The following is a 24,490-nucleotide window of genomic DNA, read 5'->3' on the forward strand; positions in this document are numbered from 1 at the left end:
TCTCACCATATGTACAGCAAAGAATCAGGACAGATCCGGCCACCGGTGCAAATCCCTGAAGTAACTGTAAAAAGGGCACGCGACTGGTCGCATGCCCTTTCGTTCTCTCTGTTATTGCCGTGAAAAGAAGCTGAATCCCGCTTCCACCGTATTCGACGGTTCTCCTTCTCTGCCAACCTGAGGGTTGTAAGGGACAACCTGATACGTCCTTGTCGAAAACAGATTCACTCCGCGAATGGTGTACTCATCCGCTCCTTTTAACTCCTCAACCAGTTCCCGATCACCATTGCCTTTGAGCTCATAAAGCCTGTATGTCAATCGCTCATCATCCGATGCCGACCAGCTCAAATGAATGTTCGCACCGGTAAAACTGAAGTTCGTATCTGCCTCAAGATCATTGACGGCGATCATACGGACCGGTTCTTCAAGATCGGATACACCTTCAGGTTTGGTAAACGCAAGCTCGATCTCCCCATGCCCGGCGTCTGACAGGACCGTTTTCATGGCCATGACGGAGCGTGCGCTCGAATCGTTCATCACCGTTTCTTCGTCATAACGGTCAAACCCCATCCAATAGGCACCGGAGAGTTCGGGTGTAAAACCGGCAAACCAGAGATCCCGTCTGCCTGAACTGGTCCCTGTTTTGCCTGCAAGGGAACCGTCAAATTCACCATGTCTCCCGGTTCCTTCATCAACCGCGGCTTCAAGCATTCTCGTCATATACCATGCCGTTTGACTTGAATACACCTGTCTGGCCTCCAGACTGTCACCAGGAAGAATATCGATCCCGGATGACGTGACGATACGCTCAATCAGATACGGTTGTTTATACCAGCCGTCATCCGCAAGCGTCCGGTACAAAGACGCCATCTGAAGCGGTGAGAGCCCTTCTTCAAGGCCGCCAAGCGCAATACTAAGCCCGTTGTCATCCACATATACATCCTGCTCTTCGAGATAGCGCTTTGCCGGATCGATCCCCAGTTCATCAAGGGCAAAGACTGCCGGCACATTCACAGAATCAACGATCGCATCATAGAGCGTCACTTCCCCCTGATAGGAACCGGAAATATTGCGGGGCTGATACCCGTCAAAATCGATAGGCTGATCGGCGAGAAGGGAATACGGTTCAAAAACGCCCTCCTCAAGAGCTGGCGCAAATACCGCAACCGGCTTGATCGCAGAGCCAGGTTGACGTGGCATCACCGCACGGTTCAGTCCTTTTCTGACGTAGTCTCTCCCGCCGGATACCGCTCTGACTCCTGCCGTTTCGTTATCCAGGAACACGGCGCTTCCCTGGGCGATCTGTTCCCCGCTGTTTTCAGGAAACTGAGCGGCATCCTGAAACTGTTCATACAAAGACTCTTGCAGGGTCTGATCGATGGCGGTCTCAATGGTGTAGCCTCCGCGAAGGATTTCTTCTTCCCTGATTCCGAAACGGCGCTCCGCTTCTTCAAGTACCATGTCCACGTATACGCTGTAAGCAGGGTTTGCCGAAATGGCCGACTGTTCTTCAGGAAGGGTCCTTCCCTGAAGTCGAACCGCTTCATCAGATTCAATGTATCCGTGACGGTTCATCAGGCCCAAGACGAGGTTTCTGCGCTCAAGGCTGCGGTCGTGATCGACAAACGGTGAATAAAGATTCGGCCCTTTCGGAAGTGCCGCCAAAAGCGCCCCTTCTTCGATTGTCAGTTCACTCACTTCTTTATCAAAGTACAGCTTCGATGCCGCCTGGATGCCATGGGCACCATGTCCAAAATAGATCTGATTCAAATACATTTCGAGGATTTCGTCTTTCGTGTATCGCCGCTCGAGATTAATGGCTATCAGGACTTCCTCTGTTTTACGCAGAAACGATTTCTCCGGCGTCAAAAAAATGTTTTTCGCGAGCTGCTGGGTGATCGTACTGCCGCCTTCCTGAAGCGAGCCGCTCGTGATATCGCGGTACAGGGCTCTTCCGATGGCTCGGAGGTCAAATCCGGTATGCTGATGAAACCTGTGGTCTTCAACGGATATAAAGGCACCCTGAACATAGTCAGGAACATCTTCAATAGTCACCAGTTCCCGGTTCTCTTCAAACAGATGCGCAACCGTATCTCCGTCACTGTCCACCAGGGTCGTCAGTTCACTCATCACAAGATCTTTTTCATCAATCGTATAATTGCCAAATAAAATCACACCGGTATAGCCACCCGCTGCCAAAAGCAACGTAAACATGATGATCCCGGTGATTAAAACCAGTCTTTTCTTCCATTTTCTCATATGCATACCTATTCCACCTCCGTGCCTAACACTATTAAGACGACCTTCCACAGAAAAAGTTACAGGTTTTCGGATTGGTCAAATACCGAAATCCCGACTCCAATCATACATAAACCATGAAACGCAAAGCTGCATCATTGCACTGGCCCTTTTAAATCGCTATGATTAAACACGGAATGCATAATTCTGTATGATAACATGTCACACGCCATTCGGTGTGATAATTGTGAAATTAGCGTGAACATCATTTCTTTCGTTATTATTTTCCTATATATTTATAGTGGCGTGGACCCGCTTACAAGAATGGATCAAACATCCTGAAACACATACTGATGTAAGGAACATCAACCAAAATGGAGGTTTTTTCATGTATACTGCTGCAATAATGATCAATGAACTGACTTTCCTGTCGATCTGGATTGCCCTTTTCGCAGGACTTGTATCTTTTTTATCCCCATGTATTTTCCCACTTGTACCGGCTTATATCGCTCAACTGACCGGTTCAAATATTGCCGACAATCAGATTGAGGCAGAACGGAGACTGATTTTCTCAAGAAGCATCGGTTTTATCATCGGCTTCACATCGATCTTTATGATCATCGGGGCATCGTCGTCCCTCATCGGATCACTCTTTATCAACTACCAGCAGCTCCTTCAGCAGCTTGGCGGGATCATCATTATCCTGTTTGGCCTTCAGCTGATGGGCGTCTTTTCACTCGATTTTCTCATGAGTAACAAAGCCATGAGCCGCCCGAGTAAAACAACCAGTTTCGGTCGGTCGATTCTGTTCGGCTTCGTGTTTGCCGCAGGCTGGTCTCCGTGCGTGGGACTCGTCCTCGGTTCCATTCTTGCTTTGGGTGTCGGTTCAGGGGCTGATACGACGGGCATGATGATTCTGCTTCTGTTTTATTCCATGGGGATCGGGATTCCGTTCCTGCTTGTCTCACTCATTTATGCAAAATCGCTCGATAAGGTGCGCAATCTGAACCGTTTCTTACCGGCTTTACAAAAAACGAGCGGCGTCATCATGATTGTACTCGGTGTCCTGCTCTTCACAGGAATTTTCTTCCGGATCGCTTCTTACCTGTCCCAGTTTGTCCCGTTCGGCATTTAAGACGCTCCTCTACGTTTGAATTCGCCCGTTGCATCGGGTAAACTGTCAACAACAACAGTTCACAGGAGGATGTCCATGACTAATCAGGAAACATTGCATGATTTCATTCAACAGCATTTTGATGAGATGGTTGACATCAGGCGCTATCTCCATCAGCACCCTGAGCTCTCCTTTGAGGAAGAGCATACACCTGCCTTCATTGCGGACTATCATGAGAAGCTCGGGCACAGCGTTCAGAGCGGTGTCGGAGGGCGCGGGGTTGTTGCCATTCTGAAAGGTAAACAGCCTGGCCCCAGGATCGCACTTAGGGCCGATTTTGATGCGCTTCCGATTCATGATGAAAAGGATGTCCCATACCGCTCCAAAGTGGACGGCAAGATGCACGCATGCGGCCATGATGCCCATACAGCAAGCCTTCTCGTCCTTGCAAAAGCGTTAAATGCCATGAAAGACCAGCTGAAAGGGGACGTCGTCTTCCTGCACCAGTTTGCGGAGGAAGTGGCCCCAGGCGGAGCGAAGCCCATGATCGAGGCCGGCTGCCTTGAAGGCGTCGACGTCGTCTATGGCACACACCTCTGGTCCACTTCAGAAGTCGGTACCGTTGAATACCAGGAGCAGGCCGCCATGGCGGCAGCGGACCGTTTCAAGATTAAAGTACAGGGGAATGGCGGTCACGGTGCCCATCCGCATACAACGAGAGACGCGGTGTTAATTGGTGCCAAGATCACAGATGCCCTGCATCACATCGTCAGCCGAACCGTCGATCCGATGGCATCCGCTGTCATCAGCGTAGGTCGCTTTGAAGCGATCAACGCCTTCAACGTGATTGCCGACAGCGCGGAACTTGAAGGCACCGTCCGAACTTTTGACCCTGAGATCCAACAGCTCGTCCGTACGGAAATGGAACGCGTCACGACAGGTATCGCGGAAACCTACGGAGCGAGCGCCACCTTCGAGTACATCCCGGGCTACCCGGCCGTGATCAATCATCCGGAGCACGCAGAAATCGTCAGAAAGGTTGCTGCTTCAACCAAAAGTGTGAAAGCGGTCAGCCATGTACCGCCGCAAATGGCAGGGGAAGATTTCGGATACTATATCCAGGAGAAACCCGGGGCTTTCTTCTTTACAGGAGCGAGGCATCCGGACTGGTCCGTTGCATATCCGCACCATCATCCTAAATTTGATATCGATGAACGTGCGATGATCACATCCGCAGACATGCTCGGCAACCTGGTCCTCGAAACGATGGGCCTGAGAGATCCGTCATAACGACCATAGGACGAAAAAAACCGTGGAAGGCTGATGCCCCACGGTTTTTCGATTATCCGATGCCCGGATATCGTTTATTGTAGGTTTTTCTGAGATACAGATCTGACAGCCAAAACGAACAGATCGCCATGACGATAAAGACGATCAGCCCCTGAAGAGGTGCGGTGATGAATGCAACGAGCGAGCCGACTATCAACCCCTGAATCAAGAGGAGGCGCCTCATCCAATACTTGTGCCCATCAAAACGGTTCTCCTTATTCACCGGGTACAGATCGATCATTTGCTTCGTGTTGTAATGATCCTTCAAAGTCGCGATCTGCATGGCAGTCAGGACGGAAAAAGCGCCCCCGACAAGCCACTGTCCCCAATCAAGATTAACCGCCAGGGTAAAGACAGCCCCAACAGCCGTCAATCGGACATAGATGCCAAAATAATCATCTGCCCTGAAAAAACTTCTTCCCATGAGATACCGGTAGAAATGATCATGTCCATATGGCGTGAACGACAAGAACACATCGGCAACGCGCCTTTTTTTGACGGTTGATTTCAGTGCGGGTACATCGGTAAAACTGTTTGCGATCCGGTAAAAGGTCATCGTCGTTTTCTGTTCAATGGCGACGAGCCGTTGCCATTTCAATAAATACACCTTCGACAGTTTACGGAAATAAATCCCGTATACAATTAGAAGCAGAACCATCGAAAGCAAAATCGTCCACACCGACTGCATATCAAACAACGCAATGATGACCACCGCATTGACGGCAGCGCGCATAGCCGTGTGCTGATAGACTTTCCTGTCATCCTGAAACCGCTGCTCTTCAAAACCGGCAAGGAGATTCCACCCTTTCAATAGGAGCGCCGCCAGGACAATGATCAGCCAGGCCGCTGTCGAATCGACAAAACGGTCCATCATCAATGGGGTAAACAACAAAATCACAAGAGCCGTGTAAAAGGCTTCCATCAGCCAACTGTACAGAATGCTTTTATGGATATACTTCTTCATCCGGTGTTCGAGAGGTGTCAAAAACACCACATCCGCTTCCCTGATAAAGGTTCTGACACGTCCCCTTGTTACAAACCACACAAGCACAACCCCAACAGTCAGTTTTGCCGGGAATGATTCCGGCAGCCACTGCAGAAGCTGGCCATAATAATAACTGCCAAAGACGAACAGCAAATACAGCGAGAACAAAAAACCGCTGTTCCCAATAAGCCTTAAATACCGGATAGCCTTCTGCCAGTACTCACTACGCCTTTTGTCATAGAGATCCCCGGTACTATGCATGACGCTCTTCCTTTGTCATCTCAACATAAATATCATCAAGGGCCACTCCTGGCATCCCCGACTGTTCCCTCAATTCTTCAAGCGTACCTTCCAGAATCATGCGGCCATGATGGAGGAAGATAAACCGGTCACAGTAACGTTCTGCTGTGGCGAGAATATGCGTGGACATCAAAATCCCGCACCCTTCTTCCCGGAGCGCCACCATCCGATCAAGAAACGATTTGATGCCAATCGGATCGAGCCCCACAAAGGGTTCATCCGCAACGTAAAGCTGCGGCTCGACCATGAATGCACACATGATCATCACTTTTTGCCGCATGCCTTTGGAAAACTGGGAAGGAAACCATTGTTTCATTTTGGTCATCCGGTATTCCTTCAAAAGAGCTTCAGCACGCTGCGTCATCTCCTTTTCGCTAATCCCGTATGCCATTGCGGTCAGTTCAAGATGCTCCCACAGCGTCAGTTCCTCATACAGCATCGGCATTTCCGGTATGTACGCGAGTTCTTGCCGGAACCCCTTCACATCTTCCGATACTGATTTTCCATTCAGTCTGATCGTACCGCTGTGCGGATCCATTAATCCGAGGATATGTTTGATGGTTGTACTTTTCCCTGCCCCGTTGAGTCCGATCAGACCCACCATTTCATTCGGGTGAACAGTGAAACCGACATCGTGCAGAACCGGTCTGTTTTTCTGGTAACCGCCGGTCAGGCCCTCTATTTCCAATAAAGCTGTCATCTGCGCCTTCCTCCTTCATCACTTCATACATAATTGTTCTGTTTTCACTATATCGAATCAGGAAGGACTTGAAAAGAAAAGCAAAAAGATTTAATGTATAGTGAAAGTGGCGTAAACATTCTGAAAACGGGGTGATACCATGTCTCACAATGAAAACTGTATTTTTTGCAAAATTATTCAAGGCGATATTCCCGGCGCCAAGGTGTACGAAGATGACCATGTTTTGGCCTTTCTGGATATCAGTCAGGTGACAAAAGGTCATACGCTTGTCATTCCAAAACAGCATGAAGAAAGCATTTTTGAGCTGTCGGAAGAAACGGCACGAAACCTGTTTGCCGCCGTTCCGAAAGTATCCGGTGCATTAAAGGCGGCCTTTGATCCAAAAGGACTGAACATCCTTAACAACAACGGTGAGTTTGCCGGTCAATCCGTGTTCCACTATCATCTGCACCTGTTGCCAAGATATTCTTCCGAAGACGGATTCGATGCAAAATGGGTTACACATACCGATGATTACACAGGTGAAGATCTTGCAAAGCTTGCAACTGCCATTCAAGAAAACCTTTCCTGACAGACCGCTTCTCTGAAAAGCCGGGATACCCGGCTTTTTGTGCGCTGAATCGTCAGAAAAGTTTTTATATTTATCATAATGAAGGAGAGATGACAACGATGACCACGTACAATTTTAATCCCGGACCGAGCCCTCTGCCAAAAGAGGTCCTCGACCATGTGCAGAAAAACATGTTCAATTTCGAACAATCAGGGATGGGGCTGATGGAACTCAGCCATCGAAGTGCACTGTATGAACAGGTACATAATCAGACCATCAGTGACCTGAAAGACATTCTCAGGGTTCCAGATGATTTTTCCATTCTTTTGTTACAGGGCGGTGCCTCCTTGCAGTTCTCCATGATCGCGCTGAACTTCCTTGGCGATGATCAAAAAGCCGCCTATGTGATGACCGGATCCTGGTCAGAGAAAGCCAAAAAAGAAGCGGATTTTTACGGAGAGACCTACGTCCTGGCCACCACAAAGGAAAACCAGTACAAGTCGATTCCCGATGTTCCGCTGCAGGACATTCAGAATAATACGGCTTATCTTCACTTCACGTCAAACAACACCATCTTCGGCACCCAGATCAGGTCTTTTCCTGATGCCGACGTTCCCGTGATTGTGGATATGTCGAGTGATATTCTCAGTAAACCCGTCGACTGGAACACGGTGGATTTAGCGTATGCCGGAGCCCAAAAGAATGCCGGCATGTCCGGAGTGACGGTTGTTATTATCCGCAACAGCCTGCTCGAGAAGGCGTCTGATAAGGTGTCACCGTCTCTTTCCTATAAGCAGCATGCCAAGAGCAACTCGCTCTATAACACACCGCCTACCGCAGCGATTTATATGACCGGTCTCGTCTGCGACTGGATCAAACAGAACGGCGCAATTGAAGGCATGACAGAGCGTGCCTCCCATAAAGCAGGACTGCTGTATGATGAAATCGACGGATCAGACGGCTTTTATACGGGGCATGCGGAAACAGAGGCCCGATCGTTTATGAACGTGACGTTTAACCTGCCGACGGAAGAACTTGAAAAGAAATTCCTTGCCCAGGCAAAGGAAAAAGGTTTTGTCGGCTTGAACGGACACCGCTCCGTCGGTGGATGCAGAGCCTCTATTTACAACGCCGTGCCCGTCAGTCACGTCGAAGCTCTCGTCTCCTTCATGAAGGCCTTCCGCTCTGACAACCAATAGGTCTTACGGTTTAATTCTTCACATTTCACGTACATTCAATAAGCGATATCGATGAATCACTAGCTTTCAATAATGATCATTGCAGGCAGAAAACCTCGAAATCACAAGGTTTTCAGTCTCTGTATGTTATGCACAGGCCCACGGGAATGAACTTCCAGTGGGCCTGTAGACGTATTTAATTATTTTTTAGAAAACTTTGAATCTTTATTGAGAAAAAACAATCTGTTATGTTATGATATGTTTATCATTTTCCTGAAAAAATAATGAATTTTTAGATAATTCACATTTTTTTATTTCAAAAGACATATTTGATTGGAGGGAGACTATGGAGCACCAAGAATTGCATTCCATGAAACAGTCCATTATGTACAGCCACAAAATTGCCCAGCTGAGCAAAGCCCTGTGGAAATCCATCGAGAAAGACTGGCAGGCCTGGATTAAGCCGTTTGAATTGAACATCAATGAGCATCATATCCTGTGGATTGCCTACAACTTAGAAGGCGCATCGATCACCGATATTGCCAAATTCGGTGTGATGCATGTTTCCACTGCTTTCAACTTCTCCAAAAAACTGGAGGAACGCGGATTGTTGACGTTCTCCAAACGCAACACCGATAAACGGAATACGTATATTTATTTAACCCCCGACGGCGAGTCACTGTTGCTTGAAACTTTTAAAAGCTACAACAATCAGACTTATGCTGTCTATAACGGATCTTTGCCGATTAAAGACCTGTACGGCAAGTTCCCGGAGTTTTCTGAACTGATGAGCATCGTCAAACACATATACGGGCCTGATTTTATTCGTATTTTTGAATTATCCCTCTCCAAATTTGAAGAAGGATTCACAGAAGTGAACGGCCAGCTGATCCCCGTGCAAAAAGGGGATTCCGAAGCCTCCACATCCTGATCATTAACGGGACACCGGTGTTGTTATACCGGTGTTTCGTGACGTTTTGCGCACATTTCAAATCGGGAAGAAATCATTTTTCAAAAAAGGGTTGATTTATTGGCGGAAAGAGCGTACATTACATAGGTATTGTTCATTTATCTGACACAGGGTCGGAACTACTTGAACGCATGAAACGCAGCCGTTTCAATCCTGGAGGTGTAACCGTTGAATTGTTTAAAAACCATTTCCGTCGAGCGGGATTTCGGAAAAGAAAAGTTATTGCTGATTTCAACACTGTTCAGCGGTGCATATTTTCTAATTTTCTATACCCTGTTCCGGACATTACTTCCGCAAACCGCACTCGTTGACCACGGACCATTTGTCCTTGTCCTTGCTGTGGCTGCCATTGTCCCTATCCATTTGGTTCTTCACTGTATACCGCTCTGGTTCAGCGGTATCCGGGCAAGCTGTGGTATTCGTAAAGAGCAATGGCCGTTTTTTTACTACTCGTTCTCAGACGCAATTTCAAAACGGGTCAGTATTTTATCAACCCTGTCGCCTGCGATTTTGATCACATTTGCAACCCTTACAGCCGCAGTGCTGTTTCCGCAGTACATTCACTATATCGCCCTCGCTTCTGCACTCAATGCCGGTCTTTCAGTCTTTGATATGATGAACGCCAGGCAGATCTGGATGATCCCGAAGCAGTGTCTGATCGAAGAGCATCGTGACGGTTTTTATATTTTACGACCAATCCGACATGAGGAAGCCAATTAAGGCTTCCTCATTTGTATGACTGTAACCTGTTTGACTCACCGGTCCACAAGAAACGTTGCCTCAAACAGCAGCCGTTCCTCGGCCAAATCAAATTCCACAATCCGCAGATCCACTCCCCCATCCGATGCAGCCTCCCTCAAATCAATGTAAAATTCGCTTGATTCCGGGATCACGTCAATCCAATCCGGTAAATCCGCCGTTGCACGAATCAGCCGAAACACCTGCTCGGAAGGAAGAGAGAAGCCTGCGATCCTGAAGCGGTCCTCGATCAGAACCAAATTGCCGTCCTCAGTCACCTCAGGAATCAGCCTTAAATCAACAGGAACCTGAAGGCCGAAGACATCGACTGTGGTCTCCACATACATGTAATCATCCAGATAGAGTTGAAAATTCTCTTCCCCTTCTGCGCGCATCTCCTGTTCAATCCAGAGATTGATATCGTCTTTCGTCGTGGAAATCTCAAAAACCGCACCGTCTGAATCCTCATAAACCGGGCTTTCCCATTCTTCCCTGTCAGAGCCGGACACAGCATACAGATAAACAAGTGTCATTCCGGCAAACGTTAATACGAGCGCCAGACAGAGGATCAGGAACGCCCATTTCCACAGATTGATCGTTTTCTTTTCCAAAAGGTTCACCCTCTTTTTGTTTATCCGTTTATGTTTTCAGTATCTTTTGTTATAATAAATCAGAGGACCACTGAACTCAGTCCAACGAATGGAGGCATCATGTTGACTTATATCCCGTATATCATGTTTTCCACACTTTATCTATTTGTCATCAATTCCATGACTAATACACTAGTTGTACAAAAAGAAATTCCTGAAGAGAAACAGCCAAAAGTGTTCCGCACGATTAATATATTGATCACGATTCTGATCATATCCGCTTTTGTCAGATTGTTTCATACTTGACCAACAAACCAGCTGATGTAACGAACACCGCCCGGCAAACCTGCCCGGCGGTGTTTTTTCCATGCACGGAAAACGTGCTAGCAAATCATCCTGGATTACCCGCCTTATCCGATCAATCCAATCCGCAGTCGAGTTCAGGGGATTATGACTGAAAATCAGGTTTATAAAAGCTCCTGTTCTCTAAAGGGAAAACCCGCTCGCTGAACTGACCCGGCGGAACCGTTTCGAGAGCTCTGTCGAGCATATTCATCCGCGCATCAATGTTATCAATCATATGGAGCATTTCCGCCTCACGGATCATCGGCGGTTTTGGCGATCCCCATTCCGGCTTCCCGTGATGAGTCAAAATCATATGCTGCAGGGCAAGGACCTCATCCCCTTCGATTTGCAGTTCTTTTGCTGCCTCATCAATCTCTGTAATCATCAGGGGAATGTGACCAAGCAGTTTCCCTTCAACCGTATATTCCGGTGTCAGAGGACCTGAGAGCTCTCTTACCTTAGCCATATCATGCAAAATGATGCCGCTGTAGAGAAGGTCGGTGTCGAGCGTCGGATAAAGGGCTGACAGTTCCCTGCCAAGCCTCAGCATCGATACGACATGGTATAACAGCCCTGATGCATATTCATGATGGTTCTTGACTGCTGCAGGGGCTGTTGCAAAAGCTTTCTGATGCTTTTTAAACAGGTGGCGAGTTATCCGCTGTATGCGCGCATTTTGCAGTTCAAAAATAAACTGCGTCACTTCCTCAATCATGTCCTCCGGCGCCATCGGGGCAGACGGCATAAAATCATGGGGTTTGACCTGATCACTGGATACGGAAAGCCGCAGAGAGCGAATTCTCAATTGCCTCATCCCTCTGAAATCCTGGATATCCCCGTTCACGAACACAACCCGTCCTGCCTGATAGGACTCCTGATCTTCCGGTGACACGGCCCACAGTTTGGCGTCGATTTCACCGGTCCTGTCAGATAGCTGCAAAGAGAGAAACGGCTTACCGTTACTCGCGATGCCTTTTTTGACACTCTTGATCAGCATGAAACTCTCTACTGTATCTCCCACGAGCTTCTGCTGAATCCCGTTCTGTTTTGTCATCTTAATCACTCCGATCCTGATCTGATTTCAAGTATATCACACATACGTTCGTCCGTGAAACGGTATAAAAAAGGCCCTGATTCAGGCATCAGGACCTTTTTTCGTCTTTGGCTTTTCTTTTGAAAGCGAGATGATGAACGTCACACCGCCCTCTTCGTTCTTGACGGAAGGCGAACCGTCATGCAGTTCACAAATCCGGTTGACAATGGCCAGACCAAGGCCGAATTGACCTTTGTTTCCCTTCCGGAAAGGGGTGAAGATATGATCGATTTCATCCGCCGGAATCGGCTCACCGTCATTCCACACGGTCATGATAATCCGGTCGTCCTCTTCTTTCGCCTCCATGATCATTGTCGATTCTGCATAACGGAGGCCATTCTCAAGCAAATTCTCAAGAAGCACACTCAGCTGCTCACGATCCCCGTGCACCTTCACCGAATCTCCTTTGACCTGGATGTGAACATCATCCCTCGCCACTCTGAAGCGATTCTCAAGGTCATAGGCAATTGATCCAAACGGAAACTCTTTCCACTCCATTGGCGCCTCCTGGAGGGAATCGAGTTTCGTATAATACAGCATATCCCGGACTCTCTTCTCCATCCGTTCCGATTCCTGAATGATCACATCCATCGTCTCTTCGATATTATTCTTCGGCAAGATCCCGTCCTTCACCGACTGTGCATAGCTCTTCACCACCATAATCGGCGTCTTCAGCTCGTGTGAAGCATGCTGAATAAACGTCTTTTGAGCCGAATCGTAACGGATCAGATTTTGACGCATGATTTCAAACTGATTCGACAGCTTCTCAAAATCCTGATCGCCTTCCCACCGGAAGGGTTCTTTCCAGTTCCGTTCGGCAATCTTCTCAAAATGATTCCCGAGCGTCGTCAACGGGGATTTCAGATAAGATTTCAGCCAAAATGCCGGCAAGAGACTCATCAGACCGGAGATCAGCATGATAACACTCAGCCTGCTCCAGAGACGGTTGACCATTTGATCGCGGTAGGTGTCCCACATATAAGAGATATGATAGGCTTCACCGCTCGTCGTATACACTTTGAAGACGACGTAAAACAGGGTCGCATCATTAAAATTAAGCTCATAGCGCCCCCTTCTTGCAACCTGCTCCTGCGCGTTTTCAGCCATTTCAGAGAGCACTTCATTCGGAACAGGATCCCCCTCCAAAGTGCCGAACTGATTCATCAGGAACAGATGCCCGACCGAACGCTCCGCTTCCCGGCGTTCTATGAAATCAAGCTCCGAATTCGGAGGAATCATATGCTGCCCATAAGGGTTTGTGTAACGCGTCTGTTCCTGTTCAATAATCCGGTATGTTTCTTCCGTCAGCGTACTGTTCAGTGACAACGGATAGATGATGCCAATCAGAAGCCCGACAAACAAAAGAATCGCAATGAATGAAAACCAGATTCTCTGCGTCAGATTCAACCGTATCATGAGGACAGGATCCTGTACCCGAAACCGTACAGTGTCTCAACATGAATCCGCGGCATTTTCTTTCGAACCCGGCGGACAACATCGTCCACCGCACGTTCTGAACCGAAATAATCCTCTCCCCAGACAAAATCAATGATCTCTTCTCTCGACAACGCTTTTCCCACATTTCTCGACAGAAGAATAATCAGATCCATCTCTTTCGTTGTCAGATCAATGGCTTCCCCTTCATCCGTTACCGTTCGTGATTTCGGATCGATCTCATAGTCATTGAGCCTGATGATTTCATCCGATGTTTCTTCTTTGTCGTACACCCGGGCCAAGAGCTTCCTCGCCCTGATCATCAATTCCTCAGGCATAAACGGTTTCGCCAAATAGTCATCGCTTCCCAGTTCGAGACCAAGAACCCGGTCGAGATCCTTGTCGCGTGCAGAGATAAAAATGACCGGTGTATCTTCATGCTGTTTGATTTGCTTTAAGAGCTGATACCCGTCCATTCCAGGCAGCATAATATCAAGGACCCATAAGTGCGGCGGACGTTCAATCCATGCCGCTGCATCCTGCCCATCGGTAAAATGCTTGACTTCCCAACCCTCTTTCTCCATATATGCCTGAATGACTTCTCCCAGATTCTGTTCATCCTCGACAAGGTAAACATGAAATCCTGCCATAATACCAACCTCCATATAATCATCGCTGATTTTATCAATAACTCTTCACGTCAGATTTCGAAAGTCCGACCTCATGTGCAGTTTACCCCATCCACTGTGAAACTGGTTGTAAAGACCGGAATTTTACACAATTCACGAGATTGTTTTGACGTTAACCGCCATCATGGCCTTCACTTCCTCTTCGAACCAGTCGTGGCAGGTCATCATAAGAATCTGCCTGGATGCTGACAGTTCACGGACGAGTTCAAGCATTTTGGTCCGCCGATTCCGGTCAAGGTTCACAAAGGCCTCATCAATCACGATCGGAAAAGCATGGCTGAAACTCTCATCAAGAGCCAGAGAAAAACGCAGCGCCAGATAGAGCAGTTCACACGTTCCTCTGCTGAGCTCTGAAGGGGAAAAAGTCATGCCTCTGTGGTCTTCCACCATAAACCCGTTCCCCTCTGCAGGGATATAAAAACCGGTATACTTGCCATCTGTGAGCTTTTGGATATATGACTGGGCACGGGCAATCACTGCAGGCTGGCGTTCTTTTTCGTAGGTGTTCCTAACGCGGTGCAGCATATCCCGTGCTGTTTCAATGACGAGCAGGCGGTTTATTTTTTCATCCATCTGAGCCTCGGTCTGCCTCAATTTGAACAGGAGTTCTTCATGGCTCCCGTCCTTCTCGAGTTCCTGGATGTCTTTTGTAAGCGCAGTGGCCGCTTCAATGATCCGGTCCCGCTCTTGCTGCAGTTCTGTATAGCGCGACTCAAGCTGAGATAACCGCTCCTGAACCGACTCATTCATTTCCACCACTCTCCGGATAATGAGCGCACGCTCCACGTGATCAGGGATGCCGCCTTTCAGTTGCCTCAGACAGGCTTCAATCGTCGCCGCAACTTCTTGAATCTCTGCCGTCTGCCGGGCTTTTTTCCTGAACGACTCTTTGTCCCGAACATCCGCTGCGTCAAAAAGCGCCTCAATATCATCCTCATAACGCGTTCGTTCCCCGCTGATGACCTTTGCCGCACGATCCGTTTCCGCGTAGAGGTGTTTCAGTTCTTCAAGACGCTTTTCACTTGCCTCAAATGACTGCTTTTGTGCAGCGAGCCAGGCGAGCTGATTCCACACCTCTTTATCGTACATGGCAGTCACTTCCGCCACAGTGTCTTCAAGAGCCCGGAGGGCCTGATGAACACGGTTTTCAAATGCTTCAAGCCATTCGGTTAAAACGCTCATCTGACGTTCGAGAGCGCTTTTTTCCGTTTCGATCCGCTTCCACTCCCTGAAGTCCGCGAGAAAATAGTCATAGACCAGAATATCCCCGGTTTCCGGGAATCCGCTAACAGACAGCCACTCGTCTCTCCTCTGTCCCCAATCGGTCAAGCTGTTCTGCACGTTCTGAAGATCCTTCTTCACTTGTTCCATCTCCTGAGCAAGCTCCCGGGCTTCCTCTTCAGCATTCTCCAAACGGTAAAGAGATCGTTCGTGATTTTTGAGCGTCCTTTGCAATTCATCTGCGTTAATATAGGGACTGTTCTCTCGGGTCCCCGTATCTTGCAGGGCATCAACACGCTCAAGAAAACGCTTGTACTCAACCTGCTTTTTTCGCCGGTCAAAGAAGGTCAGTCCGAGCCACAGAGCTGTGATCAAAGCAGGAACCGAAGCTGCAAGGAGATCTGCGACGAAAAACGTGATCACCGAAAGAACCAGGCCCCCAATACCAATCAGTCTCATACGGCTTTCAAGCTGCCTGATCTCCTGATCCAGTCGCTCTTTCTGTTCTTCCTCCCGTTCGAGTGCCTTTATGTTCCGACGATGCTCCTCTTCCTGTTTTTCAAACGCTTCATAATTCAACAGATCGCTTTTAATCGAGGCGATCTCTTCTTCATTCAGCATCTCTTCCTGGATAGCCGCCTGTTTGACCTGTACCTGATTCTGCTTTCCCTCGATCTCCTGAAGTCTTTTTTCAAAGTGGCGCTCATCAAGTTTCAATCGGTTTAAATCCTGTTTCAGCGTTTCAAACTGATGCAGATGATACCCGTCAGCCACGGCCTGTTCAAAGACCTCTTTTGGCATACTCTCCCACTTTGCCTCAATCGCTTCCTGCTGAAGACGCTTCTCATGGAGACTCGTATTCAGCTGTTCGCGCTCATTGCGACGATGCTGATACAGGCTTTCCTCTTTCTCGAGGTCGCTGAGCCTCTCCATTGTTTCCCGATCCGGAAGGGAGTTCCGGATCGTCTCCATCTCTTGATTCAATGCCTGTTTTTCTTTTTCAAGGTCATGCAGTTTTGCTTCTCTTTTAATGACGGCATCTTCCATATGCGTCAATCTGGCAAGGCCATCTTCCGGAAATGAGTCTGCCTGTTCGATGTCATCTTGCGTGTACACATCTTTCAGACTGTACCACTCCCGTATGACCGGTTCAAATGAATCTGCAAGGGTCATTCGTCGCCGTTCCGTTTCCACATCCCGAAGCTCCGTATCCGTATCGTTACGTGATGCAGTCAGTTCCTCAAGCTCCATCCTCTTCCCTTTCAGACCATCAAGCAGGCGTTCAGCTTCACTTACCTGGCGCGTGATGGCATGATGCTCTTCAAGAAGCTGGTTCAGCTCCGGCTTGCGTCCGCTCGGTTTAAAGAGCGCGGCTTTTTCATTGGAAAGATCCTGTTCAATGTTACTGAGCATTTTGCCGCGCTCAAAACCTGCATCGTAAAGGTACTCATTCATATGTTCAGGTTTTAATGCGGCGAGCTTCGACACGCCTTCGAGGTCGATGAGAAAAATCCCCTGAAAACTCCCGGCATCAAGCCCGCCCAAAAAAGCGGTCACCCCTTCTGCACCTGCCGTCTCACCGGACGGATATTCTATGGTCACCTGACCCGCCTTCCGCGAGCCTTGCTTACGCGTTATTTTGTACAGTTGGTCATCCGAATCCTTAAATTCAATCATGCCGCCGAAACCCGACGATGTTTTCGGCTTCATGTCAGGAAACTGCCCTGTTGGAAATCCAAACAAAACGGCGTAGATAAAAGAGAGAATCGTCGATTTTCCCGCTTCGTTATTCCCGGCAATCAAGACCGGTTCTCCGCCTTCAAATGACATCGACATATCCGTCCATTTACCATAACCGAAGATTTCAATTCGGTTAATTTTCATCGGCGGTCGGCCTCCTTTCTGATGACAGCAGCTGATATGTAATCCAGGGCCTGTCCGATCAGTTCCTCCTTGTCAGGCAACTCAGCCTGTTTCGTCAAATAGGCCTGCAGGCGGCGATTCTGTTTCAACTGAGTCAGATACTGAGCAGGAATCTCTTCATGATGAAGCTCTTCCTTCATGGCATGGAGATCGGCAAGGAACGGATCTTCCTCCTGACGAAGGGCAAGGTCTGCATCATACAGCCCGGACAGAGACAGATGGTCGATCACCCATTCATCGTCCAGATCTGCGCCAGCCTTTAACAATTCGTGCAGTTCACCGTCAACATGACGGGTATTTAAGGCACTGTAAAGGGGCGTATAGCCCTGAAAGGAAACATCCGCAATGATCTTTTGGCCATGTCTCACCTCCGGAATCTGTTCTTGAAAAAGCCTGAGAACCTCGTCCCACTCCTCCATGCCTGTTACATCCAATTCAATGGACCGGTAGGTGACCGGAGCTGTCGCCATGAATTCGGATGTCACTTCAGATCCTGTGAGACGCACATCCAGATATCCTTTGTTACCGGATTCTTTGCGGTTTGTCCCTTGCATGCTGCCCGGATAGATCACGGGAGGATGACTGCTCAACGTCATACGCTTATGAATGTGCCCGAGAGCCCAGTAATCATATCCGAGAGGGAGAAGCTCAGAGACACTGAACGGGGCATAGGGGGCATGGTCTTTCACGCCTGTCTCCTGACCGTGGAGCACACCAATTTGCCAGTCCGTGTCCGGACTCCGTTCAGGAAACATGGAGACTGCACGTTTTGAGAAAGCACGTTCAGGATAGCTGAAACCGCTGAGTCTGACCCGTTCCCCTTTTTTGGACTCATAGGTAAAGGTATCTCCTGAAGGACCGAAGAGGTGCACATTATCCGGGTACGTAAATGCGTTATCCGATACATGAGGATCATGATTACCATGACTCATATACACCTCAATGCCGTATTCTCCAAGCCTCTCAAAAGCTTGACTCAGAGCCCATTGCCCTTTCAGAGAACGGACTTCATCATCAAAGACATCGCCTGCAATCACGATAAAATCGACCGATACCCGGATTGCATCCTCAATCAACCGGTTTAAACTCTCATATGCCGCTTCTTTGAACAGATTTTGCTGTTCATGCGTCAAACGGCTTTTAATGGACAGTGCCTTGCCAAGATGCAAATCAGCACAGTGAAAAAAACGAATCATGATTATCCTCCTTCTTTCAGCGAACCCTCTGTTACCAGAGATGGGAATCCGGTTTTCACATGGTGAAAATCGGGTACACAATGAATGACCATTCAATCCTGGAGGGGATCCTATGTACAAATACTTTGTAACCGCCTACGACAAATCCGGCAAACATCTTCTGAATGATGTCATTGAAGCGGGTGACGATCAGGCCGGAAGAGAAAACGGCATGAAGAAACTCGAAGATGAGAACCTTTTGCTTCACACATCGCGGGTCGTGAACAGCAAAGGTAAACTCCTCTATTTTCATGCCTGACAGAAAAGGACAGACCAGGGTCTGTCCTTTTTTATTGTCACTATTCCGTACTCAATCTTTCTGCGGAACTTTGTAAAAAGTCCCTGTCGTTTCACTCAGAACCCGGCCGTCATCATCCTTGATGTCACAGACAATAAACTGCACGGTTTTCCCCTTCTTCTTAAAACGTGCCTCAGCGTGAAGATGGCCTTCTTTCACTGTGGCAAAGTATTGGGTTTTGAGCTCCAGTGAAACGGCCGGCGCCTGCAGAAAAGCCGCACACAGATGACCCATGGCCGTATCTGCCAGGTAATGAAGGATCCCGCCGTGAATAAATCCTACGGGGTTAAACATGATGTCTGATACCGGCGCCTTGATCCTTACAACCTCTTTGTCTTCGTCATATGTAAAGGAAAATCCCATGAGTTCATACAAAAACAGTTGAGGTGTCCCCTCTTCATGTGCATCCACAGCCTTACCCGCTCTTTCCATCCATTCCTGTCTGTCCATCTTCATCATCCGCCTTTTTCCTTTTCTTTCATTATAACTGTTCTTCACGTTCCGTGCACCGATTTGCAGCATGTCAATGCGAGAAAGAGACATAAAGAAAACCGGATCACTCATTTCAGGAATGAGGTCCGGTTTCGTGTAAGATTAACCTTCGTTTACGCCGTAAAGATCTTCGAGTGGCTCAGTGATGATCTTGTTGATCTCACCAACGAGCTGGCTCATGCGCTGCTCTTCTTCCATCAGCTGTGAAATGACTTCATGCTGCTGAACAAGTTCAAACTGCTTTTGCGCTTCCTGAACTTCTTCTTCAGTAATTTCCTGTCCCTGCATCTGCTTCTCCTGCAGACCCAGCTGAACATTGCGGAAATTATCAAGCATACGCTTGGCTACTTCGTCTTCATTCACCTTTGCGTGCAGGTCACTCAGCTTTGTAAATTCCTCGCTTCCTTTCAGTTCAGTTGCGAGTTCGCGTGCCTTATCATAAGGGTTTGCCATAAATGTGTTCCTCCTCATTAATTGCGGTTCTCCCGTTTTTTTTCACCGGGCCCGCTTTCAGTCAACTTAGACTATAACATGAATCGTCTCTTGATTTCATCCGATTTGCCAAATTCGTTGACGGGAAATCTTTTTCTGCTTTTTCATTATGCAAATAAAAGAAACAAAATGGCCTGCAAGAGTCCGATGCCGCCGCCAATCAGAGCACCCAGGAGTGCAATCAGCTTGAGTTCTCTCATGGCAACTGAAATAATCATCTGTTCGAGCTGTTCGATCGGGAACTGATTGACCTGATCGCGGACAACATCCCGAATACCGATTTTACGCATCATTCTGCTCAAATACTTGGAAACAAGCGAAGTCGTTCCCGCCATGAGGGCAGGGATAATGGATTCATCAAGAAGTTGACGGTATGCGCCTCCCCATTCATGTATCGGTTTATCCCATTCACCGACAATCGGGATCTCGTTGACGATCTTTCTGATCAGGATACTGATCTGCTCATTTGCCTGTTCGTCATCATAGAGATCAACGGGCTTTTTCTCCGTCAGCTGATGCATCTCCCGAATCAGCAGCCTCGTCACCATCTGCTCCGTCTGCTCATCTTTCACAAATCTCGTCAGTTCCTTCGTGATCACCGAAACCAGCGAAAAACGGTTTACCACACGGCCAAGCATGCCCCCGACGCTTCCTCTCGAGTCAAAGAAACGAGCCACCATTCGGCCAAGCTGATCCTGACCTTCGTCACTGATCAGATACGTCTCAAAACTTACAAGAATATCACGACTCACTTTAGGCATGGCCTCTTCCGCCTTTGTCAGCCAGGCTTGCGGAACCGTTTCTTTTATTGGTATCGATTTATACGAATCGATCAGAGCCGCAATTCTCTGATTGATATTCGCTTCGAGATTACGCCTGACTTCTGCCGTGTTTCCTTGCCGTTCAAATGTGTCGCTGACCCATTCATCCACCGTTCTCTGATCTTTCAACAGTTCATCAATTCCCCGCTCGATACGAGCTTCCAACTGCGCCGTAAACGCCGAATCAGACAGTTTGGACTGTACGCCTTCCGGTGTCAGTAAATAATCTTCAACCATCCGACCGAGACGATCCGCGATTTCCTCACGACGTTTCGGAACGAGTCCAGGTGTGAAGGGAATCCGGATCCCGCCGATCCTGACAGCCTCAAAAGGACGGAAAATCATCCGGATCGCAAGGACATTGGTTCCGCCGCCGAGTATGGCGCCGATGAGCACCATCAGTAAAATCAATCCAGCTGTATCAAACATCACTCTTCCTCCTCCTGCACGTCCAGTCTCTGTTCTATACCTTTTATCAATCCATGGAAAACCGGCATCTTTTCAGCCCCTCCTCCCCGTGATAAGATAATGGAGAAAACGGAGTTCAGAGAGGAGAATTGGCTCATGATTACACATTTTCAACAAAAAGAAATTGACCGTTCGATTCCGGATGGCAAATGGTCAATCAGCTTTTTTCACAATAAAAAACGCTGCACCGGCTACTACCATAAGAACGGAGACATCACCTGGGTGAACGCCCCGGAGGACCATGAAGAGGATATTAAAGCCATCGTCCATGATCTGATGCTCTATCATGTATACGAAGACCATGACCCAAACCACTGAGAAAGGACTCTTCTTCTTATGATCAAACGACTGAAAACCCATTTTCCGCACGCAACAGCAAACGACGACACCCCCATCGGTTATCAGCTCCAACTCCTGATGGAAGACGGACAGTCCATTACACTCGACAAACGTGAACTCTCTGCCGATGAAGCCGATATGCTCAAAAAGCTCTTCGATTTCAAAGAACCCAGTTCACTCCCCGATCGCGAACCTGAGCGTTCCTTCCATTCCTGGCTGATTGAAGGGAACAGTGAATCTGCGCCACAGGCCGTGGACCGGATGACGTTTCCATTCCGGTTTATTTTTATCCGCTTCAGAGCCCAGCCGGATCAGGCCGACACGGATTTTGACGAAGCCTTGAACAGTTTCTTTCCCGGAACCCTCGTTAAACTGTGGCGTTCCCCTCAGGATCTTGTTATCGTGCAGGAAATCAGTGAATGGTTTGATGATGCCATTGCATTAGAATCTGTCGTGGATACCCTCGCGTCGGATTTTTATCTGAATATCGGGATCTACAGCGGCGTCCTTGTGCATAAAGCTGACGATATCCTTCCGACATTTGTGCGTGAACAGTATATTTACGACGAGATCAAACGGCTCTTTTCACGAAAAAACGTCTTTGTTGAACAGGAAGCCCACCTTTATTATGCGCTCCTCAAGCTCCCCTACGAGGTGAAAGAACTGATTCTCGAACCGCTGATTGCGATTGACGATGACCATGAGTTAAAAGAAACCATTTCCGTTTACCTGAAACACAACATGAACACCTCCTCAGCTGCGAAAGAACTGTTTATGCACCGGAACACCATGCAGTACCGGCTTGACAAATTCATCGAAAAAACATCCATTGATATGAAACAGTTTCCGAATGCTGCAGCATGCTACCTCATGCTCGCACTCGATACGATGACGATCAGCGAGAAGCAGGGCCCCGTGTGAACGTGCACAAAAGCCCTCTTCTTTTTTTGTGCATCCTACCCATATCCTTGTAACCCTTTACAGGTTACACTGAACTCAGTTAAAAAAAAGCGTATTCACAGGAGGTAACAAACAATGGCAGATATTAAATTTGACAGTTTGTATAAGATTTATGATGGTGACGTTCAGGCGGTTACGGATTTCAACCTTGATATTACGGATAAGGAATTCATCGTATTCGTCGGTCCATCGGGTTGCGGGAAATCCACAACACTCCGAATGGTTGCCGGACTTGAAGATATTTCTAAAGGATCCCTGTATATCGGTGAAAATAAAGTCAACGATGTCGCACCGAAAGACCGTGACATTGCGATGGTATTCCAAAACTATGCCCTCTATCCGCACATGAACGTGTATGAGAACATGGCATTCGGTCTGAAACTCCGTAAGTTTGACAAAAAGGAAATCGACGAGCGGGTCCGTGAAGCAGCAAGAATCCTCGGCCTGACAGAAATGCTCGACCGTAAGCCAAAAGCCATGTCCGGCGGTCAGCGTCAGCGTGTGGCACTCGGCCGTGCGATCGTGCGTAACCCGAAAGTGTTCCTGATGGATGAGCCGCTGTCAAACCTTGATGCCAAGCTCCGTGTCCAGATGCGTGCTGAGATCATCAAGCTTCACAAGCGCCTTCAGACAACGACAATTTATGTAACACACGACCAGACGGAAGCCATGACCATGGCTACACGAATCGTCGTCATGAAAGACGGTTATATCCAGCAGGTTGGTGCACCAAAACACATCTATGATAATCCGAATAACGTCTTCGTTGGCGGCTTCATCGGTTCTCCGGCCATGAACTTCCTCCACGGAAAACTCCAGGACGGCCAGTTCCACTTGGGTGACAGACAGATTAACGTTCCGGAAGGCAAGCTCAAGACACTCGGTGATTACAATGGCAAAGACCTTATTCTCGGTATTCGTCCGGAAGACATTCACGATGAGCCTGTTTTCCTCGATGCCAATCCGAATGCCCGCTTCACAGCGAAAATCGATGTGGCTGAGCTGATGGGTTCTGAGTCTTATCTCTATTCCAAAGTCGCCGATCAGGATTTCATTGCACGGGTTGATTCCCGTACAGACATTTCCGGAGGAGACAGCATTGATGTAGCCTTTGACATGAACAAAGTGCATTTCTTCGATGCCGACACGGAAGAGCGAATCAAATAACTGAAAAAACCTGAATAGACAAAATGAAAACACCCGGATCCTCCCCCTTGGATCCGGGTGTTTTCGTTACGCCAGAGACTTACCAGAAGGTCAGCATATCAAAAATGCCGAGGAGAATCATCAGCACACCAGCGCCTCTCTGCACTATAAGACCCGCGCGCCTGCCTTTTCTCATGTTTATTTTTCCGATATCAAGGAAATGGATGATAAACAGCACGAATAGAAACGGGATGGATGTCCCGATTGCAAACAGCGGCGGAAGGAGAGCACCGGAAGATGCGGTAATCGACAGCGGCATCAACAGTCCGAAGAAGAGCAGAAACATCGTCGGACAAAAGCCGAGAGAAAACAGAAAGCCGAGCATAAACGGACCGCTCTTTTGCCCATCAGGCAACCTGTCCGTCCAACTCGTAAAGACGCGCTCGAATCCTTTCATGTGAAACACGCCAAGCATATATGCGCCAATCACCAGAAGAAGGGGACCGAGTGCTTTTCGCATGGGTTCAAAGAAGAGAGGCAGCTGCCGCTGAAACTCCTGACCGAGGGCTACGACAATCAGACCGAGAATCGAAAACGCCGCAATCTTCCCGATGATAAACCAGATGGCCTGGTACCAGGAGACATCGTGTCTGATGGATTTGGATCCATAGAGCGTAATCGCACTGAAGTTGCCGGAAAATTGACAAGGCGCCATCGCTCCGACAATGCCCAGAAAGAATGCAAACAGGATCGGATAGTGTTCCACTGCACCCGCGAGATTCATAAACGGATCCCGGATCAGCTGACTGAACGCTTCCACATAATCAAACATTGTCATTTCG

At 48.3% G+C, this 24,490-nt stretch carries 24 protein-coding genes; 11 read left to right on the plus strand and 13 right to left on the minus strand.

Annotation, left to right across the window (positions count from 1 at the left end):
- Window positions 1-111: 111 nt before the first annotated feature.
- Window positions 112-2,265 (minus strand): transglycosylase domain-containing protein, encoded by a 2,154-nt coding sequence (locus tag BSEL_RS12595; protein ID WP_013173403.1) that lies wholly within the window; start codon window positions 2,263-2,265, stop codon window positions 112-114.
- A 361-nt stretch (window positions 2,266-2,626) separates the two neighbouring features.
- On the opposite strand from BSEL_RS12595, the gene BSEL_RS12600 reads away from it, so the two are divergent.
- Both BSEL_RS12600 and BSEL_RS12605 read left to right on the plus strand, forming a co-directional pair.
- Complete coding sequence (locus BSEL_RS12600; RefSeq protein ID WP_013173404.1) at window positions 2,627-3,373, plus strand: cytochrome c biogenesis CcdA family protein; 747 nt, start codon at window positions 2,627-2,629, stop codon at window positions 3,371-3,373.
- A gap of 75 nt (window positions 3,374-3,448) precedes the next feature.
- Window positions 3,449-4,642, plus strand: coding sequence for an amidohydrolase (locus tag BSEL_RS12605; RefSeq protein WP_013173405.1), 1,194 nt, complete (start codon window positions 3,449-3,451; stop codon window positions 4,640-4,642).
- A gap of 52 nt (window positions 4,643-4,694) precedes the next feature.
- Here BSEL_RS12605 and BSEL_RS12610 read toward each other — a convergent pair whose 3' ends face one another.
- Together BSEL_RS12610 and BSEL_RS12615 are read right to left on the minus strand one after the other, a co-directional pair.
- The gene (locus BSEL_RS12610) at window positions 4,695-5,927 is read right to left on the minus strand and encodes an ABC transporter permease (RefSeq protein WP_013173406.1); all 1,233 of its coding nucleotides are present in this window, start codon (window positions 5,925-5,927) and stop codon (window positions 4,695-4,697) included.
- Window positions 5,920-6,666, minus strand: a complete 747-nt coding sequence (locus BSEL_RS12615; protein WP_013173407.1) for an ABC transporter ATP-binding protein — start codon at window positions 6,664-6,666, stop codon at window positions 5,920-5,922. Before BSEL_RS12615 ends, BSEL_RS12610 begins: the two co-directional genes overlap by 8 nt.
- 139 nt (window positions 6,667-6,805) lie before the next feature.
- Here BSEL_RS12615 and BSEL_RS12620 point away from each other — a divergent pair, with 139 nt between their 5' ends.
- The 4 genes from BSEL_RS12620 to BSEL_RS12635 all read left to right on the plus strand — a co-directional run bounded on the left by BSEL_RS12620 (window position 6,806) and on the right by BSEL_RS12635 (window position 10,084).
- Entirely contained in the window at window positions 6,806-7,237 is a 432-nt protein-coding gene (locus BSEL_RS12620; protein ID WP_013173408.1) for an HIT family protein, read from the plus strand.
- 89 nt (window positions 7,238-7,326) lie between these two features.
- Window positions 7,327-8,415: a 3-phosphoserine/phosphohydroxythreonine transaminase gene (gene serC, locus BSEL_RS12625; RefSeq protein WP_041581952.1), complete on the plus strand. Its 1,089-nt coding sequence runs from the start codon at window positions 7,327-7,329 to the stop codon at window positions 8,413-8,415.
- A 325-nt stretch (window positions 8,416-8,740) separates the two neighbouring features.
- On the plus strand, window positions 8,741-9,325 hold the full coding sequence (locus BSEL_RS12630; protein WP_013173410.1) for an HTH-type transcriptional regulator Hpr: 585 nt from the start codon (window positions 8,741-8,743) through the stop codon (window positions 9,323-9,325).
- Window positions 9,326-9,532: 207 nt separating this feature from the next.
- The gene (locus BSEL_RS12635) at window positions 9,533-10,084 is read left to right on the plus strand and encodes a DUF3267 domain-containing protein (protein WP_013173411.1); all 552 of its coding nucleotides are present in this window, start codon (window positions 9,533-9,535) and stop codon (window positions 10,082-10,084) included.
- A gap of 35 nt (window positions 10,085-10,119) precedes the next feature.
- On the opposite strand, the gene BSEL_RS12640 is transcribed toward BSEL_RS12635, so the two are convergent.
- Window positions 10,120-10,713, minus strand: a complete 594-nt coding sequence (locus BSEL_RS12640; protein WP_013173412.1) for a YpmS family protein — start codon at window positions 10,711-10,713, stop codon at window positions 10,120-10,122.
- A gap of 99 nt (window positions 10,714-10,812) precedes the next feature.
- Here BSEL_RS12640 and BSEL_RS18050 point away from each other — a divergent pair, with 99 nt between their 5' ends.
- Complete coding sequence (locus BSEL_RS18050; RefSeq protein ID WP_013173413.1) at window positions 10,813-10,998, plus strand: hypothetical protein; 186 nt, start codon at window positions 10,813-10,815, stop codon at window positions 10,996-10,998.
- Between the two features lie 142 nt (window positions 10,999-11,140).
- Here the strand turns inward: BSEL_RS18050 and yhaM are convergent, their stop codons facing one another.
- From yhaM to BSEL_RS17145, 5 genes are all read right to left on the minus strand, one after another.
- On the minus strand, window positions 11,141-12,091 hold the full coding sequence (gene yhaM / locus BSEL_RS12650) for a 3'-5' exoribonuclease YhaM (RefSeq protein WP_013173414.1): 951 nt from the start codon (window positions 12,089-12,091) through the stop codon (window positions 11,141-11,143).
- Between the two features lie 81 nt (window positions 12,092-12,172).
- Entirely contained in the window at window positions 12,173-13,546 is a 1,374-nt protein-coding gene (locus BSEL_RS12655) for a sensor histidine kinase (protein WP_013173415.1), read from the minus strand.
- Window positions 13,543-14,214 carry a response regulator transcription factor gene (locus tag BSEL_RS12660; protein ID WP_013173416.1) on the minus strand — a complete coding sequence of 224 codons (672 nt, stop codon included), beginning with the start codon at window positions 14,212-14,214 and terminating at the stop codon, window positions 13,543-13,545. The genes BSEL_RS12655 and BSEL_RS12660 overlap by 4 nt, the downstream gene beginning before the upstream one ends.
- A gap of 132 nt (window positions 14,215-14,346) precedes the next feature.
- Complete coding sequence (locus BSEL_RS12665; protein ID WP_013173417.1) at window positions 14,347-17,358, minus strand: AAA family ATPase; 3,012 nt, start codon at window positions 17,356-17,358, stop codon at window positions 14,347-14,349.
- Complete coding sequence (locus tag BSEL_RS17145) at window positions 17,355-18,593, minus strand: metallophosphoesterase family protein (RefSeq protein WP_013173418.1); 1,239 nt, start codon at window positions 18,591-18,593, stop codon at window positions 17,355-17,357. Before BSEL_RS17145 ends, BSEL_RS12665 begins: the two co-directional genes overlap by 4 nt.
- Window positions 18,594-18,705: 112 nt before the next feature.
- Between BSEL_RS17145 and BSEL_RS12675 the strand changes: the two genes are divergently transcribed.
- Complete coding sequence (locus BSEL_RS12675; protein WP_013173419.1) at window positions 18,706-18,891, plus strand: YhzD family protein; 186 nt, start codon at window positions 18,706-18,708, stop codon at window positions 18,889-18,891.
- A 51-nt stretch (window positions 18,892-18,942) separates the two neighbouring features.
- Here BSEL_RS12675 and BSEL_RS12680 read toward each other — a convergent pair whose 3' ends face one another.
- The 3 genes from BSEL_RS12680 to BSEL_RS12690 form a co-directional block, all read right to left on the minus strand.
- On the minus strand, window positions 18,943-19,380 hold the full coding sequence (locus BSEL_RS12680; RefSeq protein ID WP_013173420.1) for a PaaI family thioesterase: 438 nt from the start codon (window positions 19,378-19,380) through the stop codon (window positions 18,943-18,945).
- Window positions 19,381-19,524: 144 nt separating this feature from the next.
- Window positions 19,525-19,875, minus strand: coding sequence for a YlbF family regulator (locus BSEL_RS12685; protein ID WP_013173421.1), 351 nt, complete (start codon window positions 19,873-19,875; stop codon window positions 19,525-19,527).
- Window positions 19,876-20,021: 146 nt separating this feature from the next.
- Window positions 20,022-21,164, minus strand: a complete 1,143-nt coding sequence (locus BSEL_RS12690; RefSeq protein ID WP_013173422.1) for a DUF445 family protein — start codon at window positions 21,162-21,164, stop codon at window positions 20,022-20,024.
- A gap of 135 nt (window positions 21,165-21,299) precedes the next feature.
- Between BSEL_RS12690 and BSEL_RS12695 the strand changes: the two genes are divergently transcribed.
- From BSEL_RS12695 to BSEL_RS12705, 3 genes are all read left to right on the plus strand, one after another.
- Window positions 21,300-21,521, plus strand: a complete 222-nt coding sequence (locus tag BSEL_RS12695; protein ID WP_013173423.1) for a YheE family protein — start codon at window positions 21,300-21,302, stop codon at window positions 21,519-21,521.
- 18 nt (window positions 21,522-21,539) lie between these two features.
- Window positions 21,540-22,463: a PucR family transcriptional regulator gene (locus BSEL_RS12700; RefSeq protein WP_013173424.1), complete on the plus strand. Its 924-nt coding sequence runs from the start codon at window positions 21,540-21,542 to the stop codon at window positions 22,461-22,463.
- 114 nt (window positions 22,464-22,577) lie between these two features.
- On the plus strand, window positions 22,578-23,669 hold the full coding sequence (locus BSEL_RS12705) for an ABC transporter ATP-binding protein (protein WP_013173425.1): 1,092 nt from the start codon (window positions 22,578-22,580) through the stop codon (window positions 23,667-23,669).
- 79 nt (window positions 23,670-23,748) lie between these two features.
- Here BSEL_RS12705 and BSEL_RS12710 read toward each other — a convergent pair whose 3' ends face one another.
- Entirely contained in the window at window positions 23,749-24,480 is a 732-nt protein-coding gene (locus BSEL_RS12710) for an urease accessory protein UreH domain-containing protein (RefSeq protein ID WP_013173426.1), read from the minus strand.
- Window positions 24,481-24,490 lie beyond the last annotated feature (10 nt).

It is taken from the genome of [Bacillus] selenitireducens MLS10, assembly GCF_000093085.1.
Classification (GTDB): domain Bacteria; phylum Bacillota; class Bacilli; order Bacillales; family Salisediminibacteriaceae; genus Salisediminibacterium; species Salisediminibacterium selenitireducens.

Excerpts from the sequence above, each read along its gene's own strand:
- BSEL_RS12605 (WP_013173405.1), top strand. The coding sequence starts at position 3,449 with ATGACTAATCAGGAAACATTGCATGATTTCATTCAACAGCATTTTGAT.
- BSEL_RS12600 (WP_013173404.1), top strand. The coding sequence starts at position 2,627 with ATGTATACTGCTGCAATAATGATCAATGAACTGACTTTCCTGTCGATC.
- BSEL_RS12700 (WP_013173424.1), top strand. The coding sequence starts at position 21,540 with ATGATCAAACGACTGAAAACCCATTTTCCGCACGCAACAGCAAACGAC.
- BSEL_RS12710 (WP_013173426.1), bottom strand. The coding sequence starts at position 24,480 with ATGTTTGATTATGTGGAAGCGTTCAGTCAGCTGATCCGGGATCCGTTT.
- BSEL_RS12690 (WP_013173422.1), bottom strand. The coding sequence starts at position 21,164 with ATGTTTGATACAGCTGGATTGATTTTACTGATGGTGCTCATCGGCGCC.
- BSEL_RS12665 (WP_013173417.1), bottom strand. The coding sequence starts at position 17,358 with ATGAAAATTAACCGAATTGAAATCTTCGGTTATGGTAAATGGACGGAT.
- BSEL_RS12680 (WP_013173420.1), bottom strand. The coding sequence starts at position 19,380 with ATGGACAGACAGGAATGGATGGAAAGAGCGGGTAAGGCTGTGGATGCA.
- BSEL_RS12695 (WP_013173423.1), top strand. The coding sequence starts at position 21,300 with ATGATTACACATTTTCAACAAAAAGAAATTGACCGTTCGATTCCGGAT.
- BSEL_RS12705 (WP_013173425.1), top strand. The coding sequence starts at position 22,578 with ATGGCAGATATTAAATTTGACAGTTTGTATAAGATTTATGATGGTGAC.
- BSEL_RS12685 (WP_013173421.1), bottom strand. The coding sequence starts at position 19,875 with ATGGCAAACCCTTATGATAAGGCACGCGAACTCGCAACTGAACTGAAA.
- yhaM (WP_013173414.1), bottom strand. The coding sequence starts at position 12,091 with ATGACAAAACAGAACGGGATTCAGCAGAAGCTCGTGGGAGATACAGTA.
- BSEL_RS12675 (WP_013173419.1), top strand. The coding sequence starts at position 18,706 with ATGTACAAATACTTTGTAACCGCCTACGACAAATCCGGCAAACATCTT.
- BSEL_RS12595 (WP_013173403.1), bottom strand. The coding sequence starts at position 2,265 with ATGCATATGAGAAAATGGAAGAAAAGACTGGTTTTAATCACCGGGATC.
- BSEL_RS12615 (WP_013173407.1), bottom strand. The coding sequence starts at position 6,666 with ATGACAGCTTTATTGGAAATAGAGGGCCTGACCGGCGGTTACCAGAAA.
- BSEL_RS12620 (WP_013173408.1), top strand. The coding sequence starts at position 6,806 with ATGTCTCACAATGAAAACTGTATTTTTTGCAAAATTATTCAAGGCGAT.
- BSEL_RS12610 (WP_013173406.1), bottom strand. The coding sequence starts at position 5,927 with ATGCATAGTACCGGGGATCTCTATGACAAAAGGCGTAGTGAGTACTGG.
- serC (WP_041581952.1), top strand. The coding sequence starts at position 7,327 with ATGACAACGATGACCACGTACAATTTTAATCCCGGACCGAGCCCTCTG.
- BSEL_RS12655 (WP_013173415.1), bottom strand. The coding sequence starts at position 13,546 with ATGATACGGTTGAATCTGACGCAGAGAATCTGGTTTTCATTCATTGCG.
- BSEL_RS17145 (WP_013173418.1), bottom strand. The coding sequence starts at position 18,593 with ATGATTCGTTTTTTTCACTGTGCTGATTTGCATCTTGGCAAGGCACTG.
- BSEL_RS12630 (WP_013173410.1), top strand. The coding sequence starts at position 8,741 with ATGGAGCACCAAGAATTGCATTCCATGAAACAGTCCATTATGTACAGC.
- BSEL_RS18050 (WP_013173413.1), top strand. The coding sequence starts at position 10,813 with ATGTTGACTTATATCCCGTATATCATGTTTTCCACACTTTATCTATTT.
- BSEL_RS12660 (WP_013173416.1), bottom strand. The coding sequence starts at position 14,214 with ATGGCAGGATTTCATGTTTACCTTGTCGAGGATGAACAGAATCTGGGA.